This window comes from Syntrophales bacterium (genome assembly GCA_035363115.1).
Taxonomy (GTDB): Bacteria; Desulfobacterota; Syntrophia; order Syntrophales; family PHBD01; genus PHBD01.
In genome coordinates, this window is sequence record DAOSEM010000001.1 from 863,392 (window position 1) to 883,255 (window position 19,864).

The 19,864-nt window shown below is 63.1% G+C and carries 16 protein-coding genes and 1 pseudogene; all 17 read left to right on the top strand.

The window, feature by feature from the left end; genetic code table 11:
• The first annotated feature begins 111 nt into the window (after window positions 1–111).
• The 17 genes and pseudogenes from PLO63_03790 to PLO63_03870 all read left to right on the top strand — a co-directional run bounded on the left by PLO63_03790 (window position 112) and on the right by PLO63_03870 (window position 19,775).
• On the top strand, window positions 112–1,623 hold the full coding sequence (locus tag PLO63_03790) for a transglutaminase-like domain-containing protein (protein HOI73250.1): 1,512 nt from the start codon (window positions 112–114) through the stop codon (window positions 1,621–1,623).
• A gap of 6 nt (window positions 1,624–1,629) precedes the next feature.
• Complete coding sequence (locus tag PLO63_03795; GenBank protein HOI73251.1) at window positions 1,630–2,361, top strand: ABC transporter ATP-binding protein; 732 nt, start codon at window positions 1,630–1,632, stop codon at window positions 2,359–2,361.
• A gap of 3 nt (window positions 2,362–2,364) precedes the next feature.
• Window positions 2,365–4,059, top strand: coding sequence for a hypothetical protein (locus PLO63_03800; protein ID HOI73252.1), 1,695 nt, complete (start codon window positions 2,365–2,367; stop codon window positions 4,057–4,059).
• A gap of 83 nt (window positions 4,060–4,142) precedes the next feature.
• The gene (locus PLO63_03805; GenBank protein HOI73253.1) at window positions 4,143–5,108 is read left to right on the top strand and encodes an MBL fold metallo-hydrolase; all 966 of its coding nucleotides are present in this window, start codon (window positions 4,143–4,145) and stop codon (window positions 5,106–5,108) included.
• A 391-nt stretch (window positions 5,109–5,499) separates the two neighbouring features.
• Window positions 5,500–6,291, top strand: a complete 792-nt coding sequence (locus PLO63_03810) for an ABC transporter ATP-binding protein (protein HOI73254.1) — start codon at window positions 5,500–5,502, stop codon at window positions 6,289–6,291.
• Window positions 6,279–7,061: an ABC transporter ATP-binding protein gene (locus tag PLO63_03815; GenBank protein HOI73255.1), complete on the top strand. Its 783-nt coding sequence runs from the start codon at window positions 6,279–6,281 to the stop codon at window positions 7,059–7,061. The genes PLO63_03810 and PLO63_03815 overlap by 13 nt, the downstream gene beginning before the upstream one ends.
• Before the next feature lie 6 nt (window positions 7,062–7,067).
• Window positions 7,068–8,900: pseudogene (locus tag PLO63_03820) on the top strand (AMP-binding protein).
• Between the two features lie 51 nt (window positions 8,901–8,951).
• Window positions 8,952–9,851 (top strand): branched-chain amino acid ABC transporter permease, encoded by a 900-nt coding sequence (locus PLO63_03825; protein ID HOI73256.1) that lies wholly within the window; start codon window positions 8,952–8,954, stop codon window positions 9,849–9,851.
• A 4-nt stretch (window positions 9,852–9,855) separates the two neighbouring features.
• Entirely contained in the window at window positions 9,856–10,893 is a 1,038-nt protein-coding gene (locus PLO63_03830) for a branched-chain amino acid ABC transporter permease (GenBank protein ID HOI73257.1), read from the top strand.
• A gap of 88 nt (window positions 10,894–10,981) precedes the next feature.
• Window positions 10,982–12,196, top strand: coding sequence for an ABC transporter substrate-binding protein (locus tag PLO63_03835; GenBank protein ID HOI73258.1), 1,215 nt, complete (start codon window positions 10,982–10,984; stop codon window positions 12,194–12,196).
• Window positions 12,197–12,325: 129 nt separating this feature from the next.
• Complete coding sequence (locus PLO63_03840) at window positions 12,326–13,231, top strand: nitronate monooxygenase (protein HOI73259.1); 906 nt, start codon at window positions 12,326–12,328, stop codon at window positions 13,229–13,231.
• A gap of 379 nt (window positions 13,232–13,610) precedes the next feature.
• Entirely contained in the window at window positions 13,611–14,375 is a 765-nt protein-coding gene (locus PLO63_03845; protein ID HOI73260.1) for a glucose 1-dehydrogenase, read from the top strand.
• Between the two features lie 233 nt (window positions 14,376–14,608).
• Window positions 14,609–16,054 (top strand): 4-hydroxyphenylacetate 3-hydroxylase N-terminal domain-containing protein, encoded by a 1,446-nt coding sequence (locus tag PLO63_03850; protein ID HOI73261.1) that lies wholly within the window; start codon window positions 14,609–14,611, stop codon window positions 16,052–16,054.
• A gap of 145 nt (window positions 16,055–16,199) precedes the next feature.
• Complete coding sequence (locus tag PLO63_03855) at window positions 16,200–17,384, top strand: thiolase family protein (GenBank protein HOI73262.1); 1,185 nt, start codon at window positions 16,200–16,202, stop codon at window positions 17,382–17,384.
• Between the two features lie 321 nt (window positions 17,385–17,705).
• On the top strand, window positions 17,706–18,122 hold the full coding sequence (locus PLO63_03860; GenBank protein HOI73263.1) for a Zn-ribbon domain-containing OB-fold protein: 417 nt from the start codon (window positions 17,706–17,708) through the stop codon (window positions 18,120–18,122).
• 17 nt (window positions 18,123–18,139) lie between these two features.
• Window positions 18,140–18,595 (top strand): MaoC/PaaZ C-terminal domain-containing protein, encoded by a 456-nt coding sequence (locus PLO63_03865; GenBank protein HOI73264.1) that lies wholly within the window; start codon window positions 18,140–18,142, stop codon window positions 18,593–18,595.
• Window positions 18,596–18,632: 37 nt separating this feature from the next.
• Window positions 18,633–19,775 carry an acyl-CoA dehydrogenase family protein gene (locus PLO63_03870; protein HOI73265.1) on the top strand — a complete coding sequence of 381 codons (1,143 nt, stop codon included), beginning with the start codon at window positions 18,633–18,635 and terminating at the stop codon, window positions 19,773–19,775.
• Window positions 19,776–19,864 lie beyond the last annotated feature (89 nt).

Below are 19,864 nucleotides of genomic sequence, written 5' to 3' on the forward strand. Positions count from 1 at the left end.
CCGGCCAGCCCGGCGGCCGCCTCCGGGTTTCACGGGGTTTCATTGACATGGCTGAGAAGCCTGATGTATGAATCTACCTATGAAACCCCGATTTCTTCGGAGCAACTCCCCATGAGCCCCGATCGCACCCCGGATGGAAATCCGCGCTCTTCGCTTCCGGCCCGCTGGCCCTGGGCGGCGGGGGCGCTCGTCCTGGCGCTGTTCCTGATTCTGCTGGCCGTCCGGATGGACTGGATCCCCCGGTCCCTCAAACCGGCCGGCATCCAGGCAGGGCAGGCAGGCGGCATGGTCGAGCGGGATCTCTGGATGAGCATCCTCCAGAACGGCCGGAAGATCGGCTACACCCATCGGGTCACAGAGTCTTCCCCGGAGGGGTGGAAGGTTCGGGAAGACGTATCCATGCGGATCAACACCATGGGATATCGCCAGAACATCCGTTTCCGCACGACCGGCGATCTCCATACCGACCTGACCATGAAGGCGTTCACGTTCGATCTCCAGTCCAGCCTGTTCCGCTTTTCCGCCCGGGGTTCCGTGGAGGGAGACACCCTTGTCGTCACCGCCGGGCCGCCGGGTGAGGGAAAAGGAGCTCGTTATCAACTCCAGTCGGCCCCGCGCCTGTCGGCGGGAATCCTGGAAGCAGTCTGGGCGGCGAAGCTCGGGGAAGGCGAGCAGCGCACGTTCCATGTCTTCGACCCTGTGGCGATGGGGCAGCGTCCCGTGACGGTGACCGCCGGTGGGGAGGAAAATGTGGAGATCGGGGGAGCGAGGCACCGGGCGAGGCGATACGATGTCGATTTCATGGGCGCCCGCCAGACCGCCTGGATCGGGAACCAGGGAGACGTGCTGAAGGAATCGGGGGTGCTGGGCATTACCCTGGAGCGGACCACCCGGGAGCGGGCACTGGAGGACCTTTCCCCGGATGCGTCGGCGGACCTGACCGATGTAGCCTCCGTAATGCCCGACCGGCCGCTGAATCATCCTGCCGACTTGAACCGGCTCCAGATCCGCCTGAGCGGGGCGGATGTGCCGAACCTCGCCCTTGACGGAGACCGGCAGAGTTTCAAGGGCGGCGCCGTCACGGTGGCGAAGGAGGCCCTTCAGCCGGCCGGACCGACGGAACGGGCATTCGTGGTCCGGGGTGCCTACCTGGGGAGCGATCCCTTCATCCAGTCGGACGACCGGTTGATCCTGGCTCAGGCCCGCGAAATCGTCGATCCGAAGGTTCCCGATTCCATCAAGATCCTCAAGATCGTCGACTGGGTCTTCCGGAACATTGAGAAGAAGCCTGTCCTCTCCATTCCGAATGCCCTCGAGACCCTCCAGAACCGGGTTGGAGATTGCAACGAGCATGCCGTCCTCGTGGCGGCCCTGGGACGCGCCTCGGGTATTCCCACGGTGGTCGAGGCGGGACTGGTGTACCAGCGGGGGCGGTTTTACTACCATGCCTGGAACGCCTTCTACATCCGGGAATGGGACCGATGGATCACCGCCGACGCCGTGTTCAACCAGGTGCCCGCCGATGTGACCCATCTCCGCCTCATCCGGGGCGACATGGATCGGCAGATGGACCTCCTGGGCCTGATCGGACGGTTGCGCATCGAGATCCTTTCCGCATCGTAGGGACACATGATCGAATTGAAACAGCTCTCCAAGCGGTACGGCCAGACCCTGGCGGTGGACCGGCTCGACCTGTCGGTGCCGCCGGGGGAAATCTTCGGCTTCATTGGGCCCAACGGGGCCGGCAAGACCACGACGATCCGCATGATGGGCGGAATCCTGGCCCCCACCGGGGGGTCCGTGCGGATCGGGGGGATCTCCATGGCGGAGGATCCCGTGCGTGCCAAGCGGGCCATCGGCTTCATTCCCGACCGTCCCTATCTGTACGAGAAGCTCACGGGAATGGAGTTTCTCCGCTTCTCCGCCGATCTCTACGGTGCGGCGGGTACGGGCTTCCGTCAGAAGGCCGGGGCGCTCCTGGAGCAGTTCTCCCTTGCCGGCTGGGCGGACGAACTGGTGGAGGCGTACTCCCACGGGATGAAGCAGCGGCTGATCATCGCCGCGGCGCTTCTCCACGATCCCCGGGTCCTCATCGTCGACGAGCCCATGGTTGGCCTGGACCCGGGAGGCATCAAGATGGTGAAGGACCTGCTCCGGGATCTGGCCGGGCGGGGAACCACCGTCTTCATGTCGACCCACACCCTCCAGGTGGCCCAGGACGTGTGCCATCGAATCGGCGTCATCCACCGGGGCCGCCTCATTGCCCTGGGGACGACGGGTGAACTGCAGAAAACATCGGGCGCCGGTGAAGCCGACCTCGAATCGGTCTTCCTGGTCCTGACGGCAGAGGAAGCGAAGTAATCCATGAACGCCGTCCGGCTCCTGCTCACTCCACGGATTCTGACCTTCCGCAACGGCGCCGTCGCCGATGCCCAGCGTTACCGGATCCGTGCCGCCCTGTTCGGCTCCCTGGGCCTTGTCTTCTGGGCGGGCATCTTCGCCGTTTTCTATCGGGTCCTGCGATATTTTCGGGGCGCCGAGGGGTTCGGCGACATCCTTGCCGCCAAGCTCCTCTCCATGGTGCTGGTGACGTTCTTTGCGATCCTCGTCTTCAGCAGTATTATTACAAGCTTATCCAAACTCTACCTGAGCCGCGACCTCATTCTCGTCCATGCCCTTCCGGTTTCGCCGGCGCGCATCTTCCTGTCCCGCTGGATCGAGAGTACCGCCGACAGCTCCTGGATGGTGATCGTGTTCAGCCTGCCGGTGTTCCTTTCCTACGGGATCGTCTATTCGGCAGGCCCGGGATTCTACGCCACCGCAGGGCTTTCCCTCCTGTCCATGTGCCTGATCGCATCGGGTGTCAGTGCCCTGGCCGTGCTCATTGCAGCCGTCGTACTGCCGGCGGGGCGCCTGCGGACGGTGTTCCTGTTTCTCGCGGTCATCATCACGCTGGGGCTCGTCCTGGCCTTCCGCCTCATGAGGCCGGAGCGGCTGGTCAACCCCGAGCAGTTCCAGACGGTGATGGCCTACCTGAAGTCCATGGAGACGCCGGGATCGCCTCTCCTCCCCACAACCTGGATGATGGACGCCATGATGGCGTCGCTGAAGGGAGCGTGGCGGGAATCCCTGTTTCACCAGGCCCTGTCCTGGAGCTGTGCGTCCTCCTTCGTCTTCGTCGCAACGGGGCTGGCCGGCGTCCTGTATTTCCCCGGTTTTTCAAGGGCCCAGACGGCGGCCGAGCGCCTGTTCCCGACCCGCTGGCTCCGTCCGGGAAGGCGCCCCCTCCTGCTCCGCTTCCTGCCGCCCCCGGTTCGGGCCCTGGCATTCAAGGAGACCCGGAGTTTCTTTCGGGACCAGACCGCCTGGCCGCAGCTGTTCATGATCGCGGCCCTCATCGCGGTGTATCTCTACAATTTCTCGGTCCTTCCCCTGGACAAGACGCCCATCCGGACGGTCTACCTCCAGAACCTGTTCTCCTTCCTGAACATGGGGCTGGCGTCATTTGTGCTCATCGCGATTGCGTCCCGCTTCGTCTTTCCCGCCGTGAGCATGGAAGCGGAAGCCTTCTGGATTCTCCGCGCAGCGCCCGTCTCGATCCGGACCTTTCTGTGGGTCAAGTTCTTCCTTTATTATGTGCCCCTCGTGATCCTTGCGGAGATCCTGATCGTCGTTTCCAACCTGCTCCTGGATGTGACACCGTTCATGATGGGCCTGTCGACGTCCACCGTGTTCGCCATGGTCCCCGGTGTCGTGGCCCTGGCGGTCGGCCTGGGGGCGGCCTACCCGGATTTCAAGTCCGAGAATCCCGCCCAGGCGGTGACCAGCTTCGGGGGACTTCTGTTCATGATCTCAAGCGCCGGGTTCATCGGCGCGGTCATCATCCTGGAGGCCGGCCCGGTGTACCAGGTGTTCATGAAGGGCCTCCATGGCGGCTCTCTTTCCGTTCTTCAGTGGACCTGGCTCGTCGTATCCTTTGCGGTCTCCCTGGTCCTCTGCATCCTCGCCGTCATCCTGCCCATGCGGATGGGGGAGAGGCACCTGCGTGACCTCGAATAATCATTACGGAAACAACAGGGGATGATTGCCAATCCAATCGTCAGTCTGCTATAGTCCGACCGTTCTAAGGGGAGGGGTCATCCATGTACGTCCACTTCTGGGGAACGCGCGGATCCCTGCCGGTTTCCATGACGGCGGAGGCGGTCCGCGGCAAGATCCGCCGAGCCCTGCTGGAGAGCAGGAAACACAAGATCGAGACCGATCGCGACGTGGAGGCGTTTCTGGAGACGCTGCCCTTTCCCGTCCGGGGCACCTATGGCGGCAATACGTCCTGCGTGGAGATCGGAGGGGGGAAGGAGACCGTTCTCTGTGACGCCGGCACGGGGCTCCGGGACTTCGGCAATGCCTTTTTAAAGTCCGGTCGAGGCTCCGGAAACCATAACGCCATTTTTCACCTGTTCATCACCCATGTCCACTGGGATCATATCCAGGGGTTCCCGTTCTTCGTCCCGGCTTACCTGCCGGGGAACCAGATCGTCATTTACGGTGTTCACCGGGACCTCAGGCGCTCCTTCACGCACCAGCAGGATCCACCTTTTTTCCCGGCGCCGCTTTCATCCATGAGGGGGGACATCCGGTTCGTCACCATCGAGGAGGACAGGGACTACGAGATCGCCGGACTGACGGTTCGGGCGATCCAGCAGAATCACCCGGGAGACTCCTACGGGTACTCGTTCACCGGAAACGGCAGGAAGATCGTCTTTGCCACCGACGCGGAGCACAAAAGGGAGAACAGCCCGGGTGCGGACGGAATTGTGGAATTCTTCCGCAACGCCGACCTGCTGATCTTCGATGCCCAGTACACCCTGCTGGACGCGATCGACACCAAGGAGAACTGGGGGCACTCGAGCAACCTGACGGCCGTGGAGATCGCCGTGCTGGCGGGAGTGAAACGACTGTGCCTGTTCCACACGGAACACAGCTATTCCGACGAGGTGATCGAACAGTTCTGCCGGGACACGCGGAAATACCTGAAGATCCACGCCGAGGCCGAGTTGCCTCCCCTGGAGATCATGGCGGCCTACGACGGCCTCAGGATCGAGGTCTGACAACCATCCCGGGAGCGCCCCGCCGTGGCGCGTCCCGTGTCAAGATTTCCGGCCCGCCGCGGAAGAATGTTTGCCAAAACGGCAGCGGGCATTCCATTCGATAGAGGCGCCATCTGTTGCGCCCTCCGACATCAATTATTCATCTTGCCACAACGGCTGTCTGTCTCTTGCAGTGAACAACATATGGATTCCTTGTTCGGCATGTTGCGCATGACGTTCGTGCGAATGGGGTGGCTATTTCTCATTACCATGAAATCATTGCGGTAAATCCATTTCGACGGATGGCACCTTTCTTGCGGCTGCTGTCCTGAAGCATCCGGCATGTACCCGGCCCATGCAGCCGGGGCAGACGTCTTTTCCCCCTCCACCTCCAACAGGTCCGGACAAGACGATGCTCAAGATCACCAATCTCGAGACAACCTACCATGATGTCATCCTGGCGCTGAAGGGCATCTCGCTCACGGTCCCGGCAGGTGCGATCGTCGCTCTTCTCGGCTCCAACGGGGCGGGAAAGACGACGACCATCAATACCGTCTGCGGGATCAGGAAGACCCTGAACCTGGAAGTCGAGGACGGGACGATGGAGTTTGCGGGGTCGATCATCAACGACCGGGCGCCCCACGAGATCGTGGCCCTGGGGATCTCGCAGGTTCCCGAGGGAAGGCGGATCTTCGCGGAGCTGACCGTGGAGGAGAACATCCGGATCGGGTCGTGGCGGATCGACCGCAGGCGCTACCCGGAGAACCGCGAGCGCGTGCTCCGGCATTTCCCGGTCCTCCGGGAGCGGGGGCGGCAACTGGCGGGATACCTGAGCGGCGGCGAGCAGCAGATGCTGGCCATCGCAAGGGCCCTGGTGGCGGAGCCCCGGCTTCTCATCATGGACGAGCCCTCCCTGGGGATCGCACCGATCGTGGTCCGGGAGATCTTTGAGATCATCCACCGGATCAACGTGGAGGAGGGGACCACGATTCTCCTTGTTGAGCAGAATGCAAACGCGGCCCTGTCCGTCGCCGGTTACGGCTACATCATGGAGAACGGGCGCATCGTCATGGAAGGGTCGGCGGCGGAACTCCGGGAGAGCAGGGATATCCGCGAGTTCTACCTGGGCCTGACGGAGGTGGGGACCCGGAAGAGCTTCCGGGACGTGAAGCACTACCGGCGGAAAAAGCGATGGCTTTCGTGAAGGACGCGGGTGCGGAACTTCTGGCGCTGGAGGACCTGTCGATACATTTCGGCGGCATCCGGGCCCTCGAGAACGTCTCCCTCTCCGTGCGGGAAGGGGAGATCTACTCCATCATCGGCCCCAACGGGGCCGGAAAAACGACCCTCTTCAACTGCATCAGCGGAATCTACCGGTACCAGCGGGGGACCATCCGCTTCGCCGGGGAATCGATCACCGGCCGGAAGCCTCATGAGATAGCCCGCCTGGGCGTCGGCCGTGCCTTCCAGAACATTGCCCTCTTCCGGGGCATGACAGTCCTGGACAACCTGTTGTCGGCCCGGGAGCCGATCCTCCGCTACGGCCTGGTCGAAGCCGCCCTGTTCTGGGGAAGATGCCGGCGGGAAGAGATCCGGAGCCGCGACGCCGTCGAGGAGATTGTCGAATTCCTCGATCTCCAGGCGGTTCGGAAGCTGCCCGTGGGGAGCCTCCCCTACGGAGTCCAGAAGCGTGTGGAACTGGCCCGGGCGCTGGCCATGAGCCCCAGGATCCTGCTGGTCGACGAGCCGGTGAGCGGCATGAACCTGGAGGAGCGGGAGGACATGGCGCGCTATCTCATCGACATCAATGAGGAGATGAACATCACCATCGTGCTGATCGAGCATGACATGGGACTTGTGATGGACCTGTCCGACCGGGTCTCCGTTCTGAATTTCGGAACGCGGATCGCCGAGGGGACACCCGACGAAATCGCCGGGAATCCCGAGGTGATCCAGGCGTACCTGGGAGCGTAGCGGACCATGGAAACGACGGACACGACCCTGCCCCGGCTTCTGATTGAAAAGACGGACCGTTACGGTGACCGGGTCGCCATGCGGCGGAAGTACAAGGGCATCTGGCAGGAGATTTCCTGGCGGACCTACCTCGAACGGGTACAGGCACTGGCCGCGGGACTGGCGAAACTGGGGATGGAGCGGGGCGACCACGCTTCCATCCTGGGGGAGAACTGCCCGGAGTGGGTCATCGCTGACCTGGCGATCCAGAGCCTGGGCGGCGTCTCCGTGGGCGTCTATCCCACCAACTCGGCGGAGCAGGTGCACTACATCCTGGATCACTCCCGGTCGAGGTTCGTCGTCGTCAAGGACCAGTAGCAGGCTGACAAGGTCCTCCTCGTGGCGGACCGGCTGCCTCTTCTTGTGAAAATCGTCGTCATCGACATGAAGGGCCTCCGGAACCACCCGGACCGGCGGATCATCCCTTTTTCGCAGGTGGAAGAGGAAGGGCGCGAGGAGGTCCGGAGGACCCCCGGGTCCTTTGTTGAGGCCGTTTCCCGGACGCAGCCCGACGACGTGTCCTTTATCGTCTACACCTCCGGTACAACGGGCGCCCCCAAGGGGGCCATGATCACCCACCGCAACATCATCCATCAGATCCTTTATGCCCTGCAGCCGGTGCTCCACCTGGGAGAGAAGGATTCGATCCTCTCCTATCTCCCGCTGTGCCACATCTTCGAGCGGAACCTGGCCATGGCGATGCCGCTGGTTCTGGGCTACACGGTCAACTTTGCCGAGTCCATCGACACGGTCCAGGAGAACCTGCGGGAGATCTCCCCGACGTTCTTCGCTGCGGTGCCGCGGATCCTGGAGAAGATCCATTCGACGGTGCGGATCAAGATGGAGGACTCGACGCGCTTCAAGCGGTTCCAGGTCCGCCTCTGGGAGCCCCCGGGAAAGGCCGTCGCCCAGTGCCGGATGAACCTGCGGCCGGTGCCGCCGCTACTCCGGCTGGCGTACACCCTGGGGTACTTCTGGAGCTACCGCCCGCTCCGCGACCGGATCGGACTTGCCGACTGCCGGTGCATCATGAGCGGCGGCGCGCCCATCGCGCCGGAGATCCTGGCCTTTTTCCGGTCCCTGGGGATCCGGACGGTCGAGATGTACGGCCTGACGGAGACCGCCGGCGGGGCCACGGGTCCCCGTGGACGGATCAAGCACGGATCGGTGGGCGAGCCCTGCCGTGCCCTGGAGTGCCGCCTGGCCCCCGACGGGGAGATCCTGCTGAAAGGCGACTCGATCTTTGCCGGGTACTATCGCGACGAGGACGCTACGGCCAACGTGATCCATGGCGGCTGGCTCCATACCGGCGACATCGGCCAGTTCGACGAGGACGGCCACCTCTTCATCGTGGACCGCAAAAAGGACATCATCGTCACCTCCGGCGGCAAGAACATCTCCCCCTCGGAGATCGAGAACCGCCTCAAGTGCAGCAGCTACATCAAGGAGGCCATCATCGTGGGCGAAGGCCGCAAGTACCTGACCGCCCTGATCCAGATCGACTACGACAATGTGGGCAACTGGGCCCAGCGCAAACGGGTTCCCTACACGACGTACCGGAGCCTGGCGGAGAACCCGGACGTGTACCGGCTGATCCAGGACGAAGTGGAAGCCGTGAATGTGCATTTGGCCCAGGTGGAGCGGGTCAAGAAATTCCACATTCTCGTCAAGGAGCTCGACCAGGATGACGAGGAAGTGACGGCAACGCAGAAGGTGAAGCGGAAGATCATCGACGAGCGGTTCTGCCGGGAGATCGAGCGGATGTACGGCGAGGCCGGGAAAAGCGGTCCGGGGGCATAGGCGGAGGGGAAGGCACGGCAGGCGGGAAGACGAAAAGGCGGGGAGGTGCGGATGGAGAAGGTGCTGGAAATCGCATTCAACGGAATGTCCATGGGCGCAATCTATGCGCTGCTGGCGCTCGGATTCGTCATGATCTTCAAGTCCACGGGCGTTCTGAACTTTGCCCAGGGGGAACTGGCCATGGCGGGGGCCTTTCTATGCTTTACCTTCGCCACGCTGGCACAACTCCCCTATGTCCTGTCCTTTCTCCTCGCGCTGGGCGCCGCTGCCGTTCTGGGATGCATCGTGGACGTCGTCTTCTTCCGGCGCATGGTGGGGGAGCCGGTCTTTTCGACGATCATGGTCACCGTCGGGCTGGCCAGCATCCTCACCTCCATGGCGGGATTCCTCTGGGGGCATGACGTCTACTCCATCGTCTCCCCCTTCACGGACAAAACGGCGGACCTGGGCGGCCTGGTCGTCTCCCAGGGATCCCTGTACACCATGGCCGTATCGGTTGTCCTCTTCCTCCTGCTTCTCCTCTTCTTCAACCGTTCGCTCCTGGGGATCGCCATGAAGGGAACGGCGGAGGATGCGGACACGGCGGGCCTGATGGGCATCAATGTGAAACGGATCCACGCCCTGGCCTGGATCCTCGGAGCGGTGCTGGCCGCCGTGGCGGGGATCTTCCTGGCGGAGCAGAGCTTCGTCCGCCTCTCCATGAGCCACACGGGGATCAAGGCCATGGCGGCGGCCATCCTCGGCGGGATGGAGAGCGTCGGCGGCGCCATCCTGGGAGGGCTTCTCATCGGGATCATCGAGAGCCTGGCGGCCAGTTACCTGAGCGGACTGGAGCTGGGGAACTTTCATTTCGGGGATATCAAGGACGTCGCCGCCTTTGCGATCATGATCCTGGTCCTGATGATCCGTCCCCACGGAATCTTCGGCCGGAAGAAGGTGGAGCGCGTGTAACGACATGGGACGATCCTTCAAGACGAGCTACGGAGCCGACATGGCCCTGCTCCAGAACCTCTGGGTGAAGATTTGGCTGGCCCTGTTGCTGCTGATCCTCGCCACCGTCCCGTTCCTTCTGACACGATACCAGCTCAGCATCCTCAACGAGATCCTGATCGCCGTCATTGGGGCGCTGGGCCTGAACCTCCTGACGGGATTCACCGGCCAGATCTCGCTGGGCCACGGCGCCTTCCTGGCCATCGGGGCCTACACGACGGCCCTCCTGACGGGCGAGCTCGGCGTTCCGTTTGTCGTTTCCCTGCCCCTGTCCGGGTGCATGGCGGCCCTCCTTGGATTGGTCGTGGGGATTCCCTCCCTGCGGCTGAAGGGGCTGTACCTGGCCCTGGGCACCCTGGCCTTTGGTTTCATCGTCGAGTATATTCTATTTCACTGGGATCTGACCCAGGGGGACCGGGGGCTGCCTGTGCCGCCCATGAGCCTGGGGGGATTTGCCGCCGATACGGAGCGGGAGGTGTTCCTTGTCCTCACCGTCCTCGCCATCCTGGCTGTCCTGGCGGCAAAGAACATCGCCCGGACGAAGATCGGCCGGAGCTTCTGCGCGATCCGGGACCGGGACATCGCGGCGGAGGCCATGGGCATTCCGCTGGCCCGATACAAGATCATGGCCTTCGGCATCAGCGCCTTCTATGCCGGGGCTGCCGGCTGCCTGGTGGCCCACTACCAGAAATGGATTGTTCCAGGCCTCTTCGATCTTTCGCTCTCTCTTGCCTATATCGCCATGATCGTGCTGGGAGGTCTCGGAACCATCCTGGGGTCGATCCTCGGGGCGCTTCTGATATCGGGGATTCCCCACGGCATCACGTACGCGGTGGACGCCTTCAAGGAGACCCACCCGGCGTTGAGCGGACTGATCGTGGACTTCAAGCTGGGAATCTTCGGCCTGATCATCGTGCTCACGCTCCTCTTCGAGCCGCGGGGCCTCTTCGGAATCTACCAGCGGGCAAAGACGTACTGGAAGACGTGGCCTTTCCGTTATTGAGGCTGCGAGTGTCCGGAAACCGGGCCTTTCGGGTCTGCAGGGGGCGGGCCGGGAAGGGAATCCAACCAGGAAAAAAAGGAGGAACGCCATGAAGAAGAGAACCGTCCTGTCCGCCCTTGTGGCGGGAATGCTGATCGGCCTGATCGTTGCGTCCGGTTCATGGGCCGCCGATGTGCGGGGCGTCACCGACAAGTCCGTCAAGATCGCGTGCCTGGTCGACCTGTCCGGGCCGGGCAAATACGGAGGACCTCCGGTGGCCGATGCCTTCCGGGATTACGTCGCCTGGGTCAACGACACCGGCGGCATCAACGGCCGGAAGATCGAGCTGGTCGTGGAGGACAACGGAATTCTTCCGAACACCACCATGGCGGCCGCCCGAAAGGTGCTCCTGAAGGATGGTGTTTTCGCCATCGCCTTCAACCTCGGGAGCGCCGGAGCCAGCGCGATCGTTCCCATCTGCCAGGAGAACAAGGCCGTCCTGATGCCCCACGGTGCGAACAAGAAGTTCTACCACCCGGGCAACAAGTGGGTCTTTGTCCCCCACACGGCGCAGTACGACATGGCGACCCGGGCGGTTGAGTATGTCCTGGAGAAGACCCCGAAGGCACGAATCGGCATCATCTACCAGGATGACGACTTCGGCCGGGAAGGCCTGGAAGGCGCCCGGGCGGCAGCGTCCTTCAAAAAAACGGCTCTCGTGAAAGAGGCTCCCTACAAGACCGGCACCATCGACTTCACGCCTCACATGAATGCCATGAGGGAAGCGAAGGTGGACACGATCGTCCTGTGGACTTACCTGCCCCAGTCGGCGGCCATCATCAAGCAGAAGGCCAGGATGGGCTGGAACGTCAGCCTGATCTCCAACAACACCACCGGGGTTCCGCCTCTTTTCGCCCTGGCTGGCGAGCAGGCCGACGGCTACATGCTCGTCACACCCTACGCGCCGGGGTGGATGGATCTGCCAGGCATCCGGCGGATCAAGAAGATCAACGCAAAGTATGGCGATCCGAAGAAAACACTCGGCAACCCGGCCTATCCAGATTATCTCTACCTTGCCGCCTGGGGTTACATCGAGTCGTTCGGCGAAGGGCTCCGCAAGGCCGGCCGCGACCTGACGCCGGATTCCTTCGTCAGGGGCCTGGAGAGCATCCAGAATCACGACATGGGCGGCCTGTGCCCGAATATCACCTTCGGGCCGAAGCGGCACGTCAGCAGCTTTTCCAGCCTGATCCTGAAGGCGGACGGGAAAAAGAAGCGTTTTGTCATTGTCGATCCGATCCGCGAACCGAAGACGCCCCGGTAGACACGGATGCGCCGGGCGGGTCGGACCGCCCGGCGCCGGTTTCGAGCGGCCGGCGGGAGAAGGGCGATCACGGCATCGCGATGGGTGGACGGAGGCGGCTGCACTCCAGGGCATGATGGAGGGATGAAGATGAAGGAACCGGCGAAAATCCGGACGGAACTCACGGAGATGCTGGACATCGACTATCCCATCATCGGGGCGCCGATGTTCCTTGTCTCCTATGAGGAACTGGCGGCGGCGGTCTCCCTGGCCGGAGGGTTGGGAACGCTGCCGCTGCCGAATTTCCGGACCGTCGAGGATCTGAAGCGGACCCTCGAAGCGGTTCGCCGCGCCACCGACCGGCCCATCGGAGTGAACATCCACCTGTCGGGCAAGTTTGCCTGGCGGGAGCAACTGGCGGTCTGCCTGGATTACGGCGTTCGATTTTTCCTGACGTCCCTCGGAGACCCCCAGCTTATCCTCGAAGCCGTCCACGGGAAGGGCGGTGTCGTGTTTGCCGACGTGGTTTCGCTCCGCCAGGCCGTCCGCGCCCGGGAAAAGGGCGTCGATGGCCTGGTGGCGGTGGGATCCGCCGCGGGAGGGCACGCCGGAACGACCCCCACCCTGGTTCTTGTCCCTTATCTGAGAGAAAAAACCGGGCTGCCCGTTGTAGCCGCCGGCGGCATCAGCACGGGCGCCCAGATGGCGGCGGCTCTCGCCGTAGGGGCATGCGGCGTCGTCGTGGGGACGCGGCTGATCGCCACCCCGGAGGCCAGGACGGCCGAGACCTACAAGGAGGCGATTGTCCGGGCCGATCCCGACGACATCGTCCTGAGCGACCGGATCACCGGCAACCCGGCCAACTGGCTGGCCGACAGCATCCGGGCCTTCGAGGAGCGGCCCGATCCCGCCTCGAAACGCTGGCGGGATTTCTGGAGCGCCGGACGAAGCGTGGCCCAGGTGGAGGAGATCCGGCCTGCCGGAGAGATCATCCGGGAGATGGCGGCTTCCTATGTCAAGACGGTCCGCCTCCTCGATGGGACGCTTGCGGGATAGCCGCTGATTCACTTGCCCCCGCGGAGTTTGGTTTATCCGGGGCGCGTGGGCTGCCGCCAGGATGCCACCGGTAGCGATTGGTTTCATCCCGGTCCCCTTTTAGGATTTCTTGTACGATCGGAAAGGTGCTGTGTTCCCCTGAAACGCGTGCGCGCAACATGTAGGCGGTCTTGCGCAACATGTTGTGCAAGGAGAGAGCGCTGTTCCCCTCTGAGCGTTCAATCGCATTGATATAATTAACAAATTATCCTTCCGGCCAATGGCACCGATCTTGCAAAATCATGAGGAGTGACCGTTCATCGGTCCTCATCGATCAAAGGGGAGCGGATCCGACGCCGCACCCGCCGACCGGCAAATCCACGCAGAAAGGAGAACAGCTTTGGATACTTCTTACTTGGCCCTGGAAGGAAAGGTAGCCCTCGTAACGGGAGGCAGCCGCGGAATCGGCAAGGCCATCGCCCTGGCGCTGGCCGACGCGGGGGCGGATGTGGCGGTCAGCGCCCGGAAGCTGCCGGACCTGGAGAAGGTGGCGGAGGAGATCCGCGCCAAGGGGCGGCGCGCCCTCGCCGTCTCGGCCCACGTCCGGGAGATGGACGCCATTCGCAACATGGTGGACACCGTCATGAAGGAATTCGGCCGGATCGACATCCTGGTGAACAACGCCGCCACGAATCCCGGCATGGGGCTCCTCGTCGACATGGAAGAGAAGATGTACGACCAGATCATGGTCACCAACCTCAAGGGATACACCATGACGAGCATTCTGGTGGGCAAGATCATGCAGGGCCAGAAGAGCGGCAACATCATCAACATCTCCTCCGTGGGCGGCGTATCGCCCGATATCGGACTGGGCCTCTACTGCATCAGCAAGGCCGGCATCAACATGCTGACCCGGGCGATGGCGAAGGAATTGGGGCCCTATGGGATCCGAGTCAACTGCATCGCTCCCGGCGTCGTACAGACCAAGTTCAGCCAGGCCCTCTGGACGAACGAGCCCCTGCTGAAGCAGGAAATGGGTCACACGCCCCTCGGGCGGATCTCCCAGCCGGAAGAAGTAGGCCGAGTCGCCCTGTTCCTGGCCTCGGACGCCTCGTCCTACATGACCGGCCAGATCCTCGTGGCCGACGGCGGCGGCTCCATTTAGGGATCGAGACCGGGAAGCCGGTCCAGACGGGCGGGCGGCTGCGGCGGGAATCCTTCCCATCCCGTTCCGGCAGCCCCTGCGCCCGCATTCCAGTCGGTGAAACCAGAAAGGTCGCGGAGGCCAAACCGCTTCCCGGCTTTGCATTCAACATCCGGCGCCCGGCCCCGGGGCGGAAAAAAACAATCGGGGACCGGCCTGCGACAAGGCCGGCCAATCAAAGGAGGCAATTCGAAATGGGTTTGATGACAGCACAGGAGTACCGGGACAGTCTGAACGACGGACGCATCGTCTACTACAAGGGCCGGAAGATCGAGAACGTGGCAACGGATCCCGATCTGATGGCCTGCGTCGAGACCGTCGCCGTCGACTACCTGATGGCCCACGATCCGCAATACAAGGACCTGGCCCTCGTCTATGACGAGGAGCTGGGAGAGAACATCAGCCGCTACAACCACGTGCCGAAGAACGGGGAAGACCTGCTCAAGCACCTGGAGCTTATCATCAAGGCGACGGAGCTGGGCGACGGCTACATTCCCCTGGCCCACGACATCGGTGCCGATGCGATGAACGCCATCTCCATCACGGCACGGACGATGGGCGATGCGGGGAAGGTCTACCTGGAGCGGATCGAGAACTACCGGAAGTACCTGAAGAAGACCGACAAGTGCGTCGTCGCCGGCGTCACCGACGTGAAGGGCGACCGCAGGCTCCGGCCCTCCGACGCGGGCCAGGCCCATCCTGACTTCCATGTCCGGGTTGTCGACAAGAATGACGAGGGCGTCATCGTCCGGGGCGCCAAGGTTCACATCACCGGGGCCGCTTACTGCAACGAGTTCTTCGTAATCCCCTGCCGGGCCATGAGCGGGCCGGAAGACGCTCCCTACGCGATCGCCTTCGCCATCCCGGCGAACACCAAGGGGATCCGCCAGATCGTCCGGCCTTTCCACGGGCGGATCAGCGATATGGAGTTCCCCCTCGAGAGCCCCCTCCGTCGCATGCACACGGATTCCCTGATCATCTTCGACGACGTCCTTGTCCCCTGGGACCGCGTCTTCCTGTGCGGCGAGTGGAAGATGGCCGCCACGATGGTCTACAACTTCGCCCTGATGCACCGCCGTACGGGCTGCGCCTACCGCATCCCGCTGAGCGAGCAGCTCCTGGGCGTCGCCGTGGCCATTGCGGACTACAACGGTGTGCTTGACGCGCCCCATGTCCGGGAGAAGATCACCGAGCTGGTCATCTATCTGGAGACGCTCTCGGCCCTCTCCCGCTCGGCCTGCCTGGATTTCGTGGACCACGCGGGCATCCCGGTGCCGAACCCCATCACGACGAACATCGCCAAGTACCACTTCGCCCACAACTACCACAAGGTCTGCGAGATCATCCAGGACCTGGCCGGCGGTCTCCTCGTGACGGCTCCGACCTACAAGGACTGGCAGAACCCCGAGACCCAGGAGGACATCAAGAAGTACCTGCAGGGGAAGGCCTCCGTTCCGACAGAGGACCGGCTGCGGATGTTCGACCTGATCCGCCGCATCACCTCGGCGGACCTGGAGACGATCTGCCTCCACGGCGAGGGCTCTCCCTTCGCCGAGCGGATGACGATCTTCATGGAAGCCAGGAAGATCATCGGTCGGTGCAAGGGTATCGCCGAGAACCTGGCGGGCATCAGGAAATAACCGGACGGCGGGCGGGGTCCCTTTCCCCCGCCCGCGTGCTCTTGAAATCACGGGTGACGGGACGTCTCGCGGTGAGGGGCGGCCGCTCGGACCGGCGGGTCCGTCGTCGGCGGGCTCCGGCGCGACGCGAAGCAAGGAGGAAAGCATGAGCAAGCTGAAAGGAAAGGTCGCCATCATCGGGATCGGCGAGGTGCCCACAGGCCGTTTCCCAGAAACGGCGGCCATCTACCACGGCATGGCCTCGGCCAAGATGGCCATCAAAGACGCCGGGATCAACAAGGACGAGATCGACTACGTGATGCCGACAGGGGCCCTCTACAGCCCCGCCTTCAACACGGAGCTGGTCACCTGCCGCATCGCCGAGGAGCTGGGACTCAAGAACGTGAAGAAGAACTGCCAGATCTTCGCCGGTGGCTCCAGCAGCACCTGCGCCCTCGAGATCGCGGCAGCACTGATCTACAGCGGCGCCGCCTCGATGATCCTGTTCGTCCACGCGGAAAAGCTGGGCACCGGTGTCACTGCCCAGGGGGCCATCGACCTCTTCTCCACGGCGGGCATCTCCGCCGAGTGGGAGGTTCCTTACGGCCAGCACTATTCCGCCGTCACGGCCCTCTCGACCATGCGCTACATGTACGAGACGGGCTGCACCGATGAGCACATGGCGGCGGTCTGCGTCTCCAACCGGAAGTGGGCGGAGCTGAATCCGAACGCCTTCTTCCGCAAGCCCCTCACCATCGAGGAGGTCGTCAAGTCGAAGATGCTCTCCACGCCGCTTCGGGCCAAGCAGTCGAACATGCTCTTCGACGGCGGGGCGGCCTTCATCGTGACCTCCGCGGAGCGGGCGCGGGACCTCGTGGAGAAGCCCGTCTACCTGCTGGGGGAGGGCGGGGTGGTCACCCATTTCGTCTACTCCCAGGAGCCTGACGTGTCCCGGTTCGGCTGGGCCAAGGCAGGAAAGATGGCCTTCGAGGAGGCGGGGCTCTCCCCGGCGGACATGGACCTTGCCGAGATCTACGACTCCTACCCGATCTTCCAGATCATCGGCTTCGAGGAGTTGGGCTTCTGCAAGCGCGGCGAGGCCGGGGAAATCTTCCTCCGGGGCGATACGTGGCCGGGCGGCCGCATCCCCTGCACAACCAACGGCGGCATGCTCTCCCAGGGCCACACGGGAGCCGGCGGCGCCGTGGCGCTCCTGGTGGAGACTGCCCGGCAGCTCATGGGAAAAGCGGGGGAGCGCCAGGTGCCGAACGCCCGCTTTGCTGTGGAGACGGCCGTGGGCGGGACCTATATGGACGCTCAGGTATCGATCCTGGGTACTGAAATACCTTAGCGGGCTGCTGAAAATGGGCCGTCTGCTGCGTTTCCTTCATCCTGCACCGCTCAACGTACTTCAAAGTACGCCTCGCGGCCCAGGATTTCAGGGGCCTTGCATCCAGCCCATTTTGAACAGCCCTTTGAGAAGGGAAGTAAGCCCCATGGTCCGGAACGTCGGGGGCCTTTCATCCAGGCATTTTTGAGCGGTCCGGGGGCGAAATCTGCAGAAACTGTCCCAATAAGGGGACCGATACCTGCCTGAGAAAGGGCCGCTGCCGCGTTTTTCTGTAAACCGGGAAATGACTTGTCCGGCAACTCGCCGGGGAGGAGGACTGATATGGACGCACCGAAGAAACCCGTTCCCGTGGTGAACCCCTGGGCGAAGCCTTTCTGGGACGCCGCGAAGGAAGAGCGGTTCATCATCCAGAAGTGCTCGGACTGTGGAAAATACATCTTCTATCCGCGGATCGCCTGTCCCCACTGCTTTTCCGACGCCGTCGAGTGGGTTCCCGCCTCGGGCCGGGCGACCGTCTACACCTACACCGTCGTCGAGAGCAACGCCCCCTCGGCCTTCATCGCCGACATGCCCTACGTCATCGCCGTGGTCCGGCTGGAGGAGGGAGGGGTCCAGATGCTCACCAACATCGTGGGCTGCAGGCCCGAGGAGGTCCGCTGCGACATGCCCGTGGAGGTCGTCTTCGAGACACTGAACGAAGACTTCAAGCTGCCCAAGTTCCGCCCTGCGGCGAAGTGAAGGGAAAGGAGAACGCGATGCCTGAAAAATACTGGGAAGATTTCGACCCGGGGTTCCACTTCCAGACCCCCTCGATCACCGTCACAGAGACCCACGTGGTGAACTGGGCGGGCCTCACCATGGACTTCTATCCCCTCCACACCGACGAGGTCTACGCTCAGAAGACCGTCTTCAAGGGGAGGATCGCCCACGGCCCGCTGATCTTCGGGCTCGCGGTGGGGCTGGCGGCACAGGCCAAAATCGAGGGCGGCGCCATGATCGCCTGGATGGGGACGGACAACATGCGCATGTTCGCCCCCGTGAAGCTGGGCGACACGATCACGGTCCATATTACCGTAAAGGACAAGAAGGAAACGGGCAAGCCAAGCCAGGGGTTCCAGGTCTGGCATTACGAAGTCCGCAACCAGCGGGACGAGAAGGTCATGTCCCTGGACATGAACTTCCTCATGCACCGGCGGTCCCAGGCGGGATGAGGAATCGGGGAGCGCAGGCGGAAAAGGAGACGGTGCGATGGATTTGAGCTTTACAGAACAGCAGAACGCCTTGAGGAAAACCGTCCGCGACTTCGTGGAACGGGAGATGCCCCGGGAATGGGTCCGGGCCTTCGACGGCAGGGACGAGTTTCCCCATGACCTCGTCCGGAAATTCTGCGACCTGGACCTGGCGCGGATCAACATCCCGAAGGAATACGGCGGAAAGGGCGGCGATGTCCTGGACCTGATGATCCTCTTCGAGGAGATCTCCAAGCGCCTGGCGGTCCTCTCCTGGTCCCTGGGAAACATCCTCCTCTACGGCAACGAGATCATCTCCGTGAACGGCAGCGACGAGCAGAGGGCGAATTACCTCCCGCGACTTGCGAAGGGCGAGATCATGTTCAGCTTCGGCCTCACGGAGCCCAACGCCGGGTCCGACGCGGCGAGCATCCGGACCAAGGCCGTCCCGGAGGACGGCGGCTGGGTGATCAACGGCAACAAGATGTTCATCACCGGCGCCGGCGTGACGGACTACACCATCACCTTCACCCGGACGGCCGAGTCCAAGTACAACGGGATCACCGCCTTCATCGTCGACACGAAGCTGCGGGGATACAGTACGCGGCCCGTCGAGAAGCTGGGCTACCACGGCTCCAACACCTGCGAGGTCAACTACGACAACGTGCGGGTCCGGCAGGAGGACATCCTGGGCGGTGAGAAGGGCCTCAACAACGGCTGGAAGCAGGAGATGAAGCTCCTCAACCAGGAGCGGCTCGTCCTGTCGTCCTGCTGCATCGGCATCGCCGAGGCGGCCCTCCGGGACGCCCTTGCCTTCGCCGCCGAAAAGATCAGGCGGAGCGCCGGGACCGACACCCAGTCCCTCCAGCACACCCTGGCGGAGATGGCCACGGACCTGGAGGCGATGCGCCAGCTTGCCTATTCCGCCGCCTGGAAGGAAGTGCAGAAGATGCAGCCGGTCCTGGAGACCTCCATGTCCAAGTACTTCTGCGCCGAGACGGCGAAGAAGATCTGCCTGCGCGGTATCAACGTCATGGGGGAGTCGGGTTCCCTGATGGCCCACGACATGCAGCGCTATTTCCGGGACATCCTGATCCTGGCCATCGGCGGGGGAACGTCCCAGATCCAGAAAAACATCTTGAGCAAGGTCCTGGGGATGTAAGTTCGTCCGGGGTCATACTGGTTTGCCGGAGGGGGAGAAGCATTTCCGGCGGATTCGAGAAGAGAAAAGGAGACGAGAAGCAGGGAAAG

What these genes read in the sequence shown, in the direction of transcription:
- PLO63_03805 (HOI73253.1), top strand. Translation starts at nt 4,143, where the DNA reads ATGTACGTCCACTTCTGGGGAACGCGCGGATCCCTGCCGGTTTCCATG.
- PLO63_03850 (HOI73261.1), top strand. Translation starts at nt 14,609, where the DNA reads ATGGGTTTGATGACAGCACAGGAGTACCGGGACAGTCTGAACGACGGA.
- PLO63_03855 (HOI73262.1), top strand. Translation starts at nt 16,200, where the DNA reads ATGAGCAAGCTGAAAGGAAAGGTCGCCATCATCGGGATCGGCGAGGTG.
- PLO63_03810 (HOI73254.1), top strand. Translation starts at nt 5,500, where the DNA reads ATGCTCAAGATCACCAATCTCGAGACAACCTACCATGATGTCATCCTG.
- PLO63_03790 (HOI73250.1), top strand. Translation starts at nt 112, where the DNA reads ATGAGCCCCGATCGCACCCCGGATGGAAATCCGCGCTCTTCGCTTCCG.
- PLO63_03860 (HOI73263.1), top strand. Translation starts at nt 17,706, where the DNA reads ATGGACGCACCGAAGAAACCCGTTCCCGTGGTGAACCCCTGGGCGAAG.
- PLO63_03800 (HOI73252.1), top strand. Translation starts at nt 2,365, where the DNA reads ATGAACGCCGTCCGGCTCCTGCTCACTCCACGGATTCTGACCTTCCGC.
- PLO63_03835 (HOI73258.1), top strand. Translation starts at nt 10,982, where the DNA reads ATGAAGAAGAGAACCGTCCTGTCCGCCCTTGTGGCGGGAATGCTGATC.
- PLO63_03865 (HOI73264.1), top strand. Translation starts at nt 18,140, where the DNA reads ATGCCTGAAAAATACTGGGAAGATTTCGACCCGGGGTTCCACTTCCAG.
- PLO63_03870 (HOI73265.1), top strand. Translation starts at nt 18,633, where the DNA reads ATGGATTTGAGCTTTACAGAACAGCAGAACGCCTTGAGGAAAACCGTC.
- PLO63_03825 (HOI73256.1), top strand. Translation starts at nt 8,952, where the DNA reads ATGGAGAAGGTGCTGGAAATCGCATTCAACGGAATGTCCATGGGCGCA.
- PLO63_03815 (HOI73255.1), top strand. Translation starts at nt 6,279, where the DNA reads ATGGCTTTCGTGAAGGACGCGGGTGCGGAACTTCTGGCGCTGGAGGAC.
- PLO63_03840 (HOI73259.1), top strand. Translation starts at nt 12,326, where the DNA reads ATGAAGGAACCGGCGAAAATCCGGACGGAACTCACGGAGATGCTGGAC.
- PLO63_03830 (HOI73257.1), top strand. Translation starts at nt 9,856, where the DNA reads ATGGGACGATCCTTCAAGACGAGCTACGGAGCCGACATGGCCCTGCTC.
- PLO63_03795 (HOI73251.1), top strand. Translation starts at nt 1,630, where the DNA reads ATGATCGAATTGAAACAGCTCTCCAAGCGGTACGGCCAGACCCTGGCG.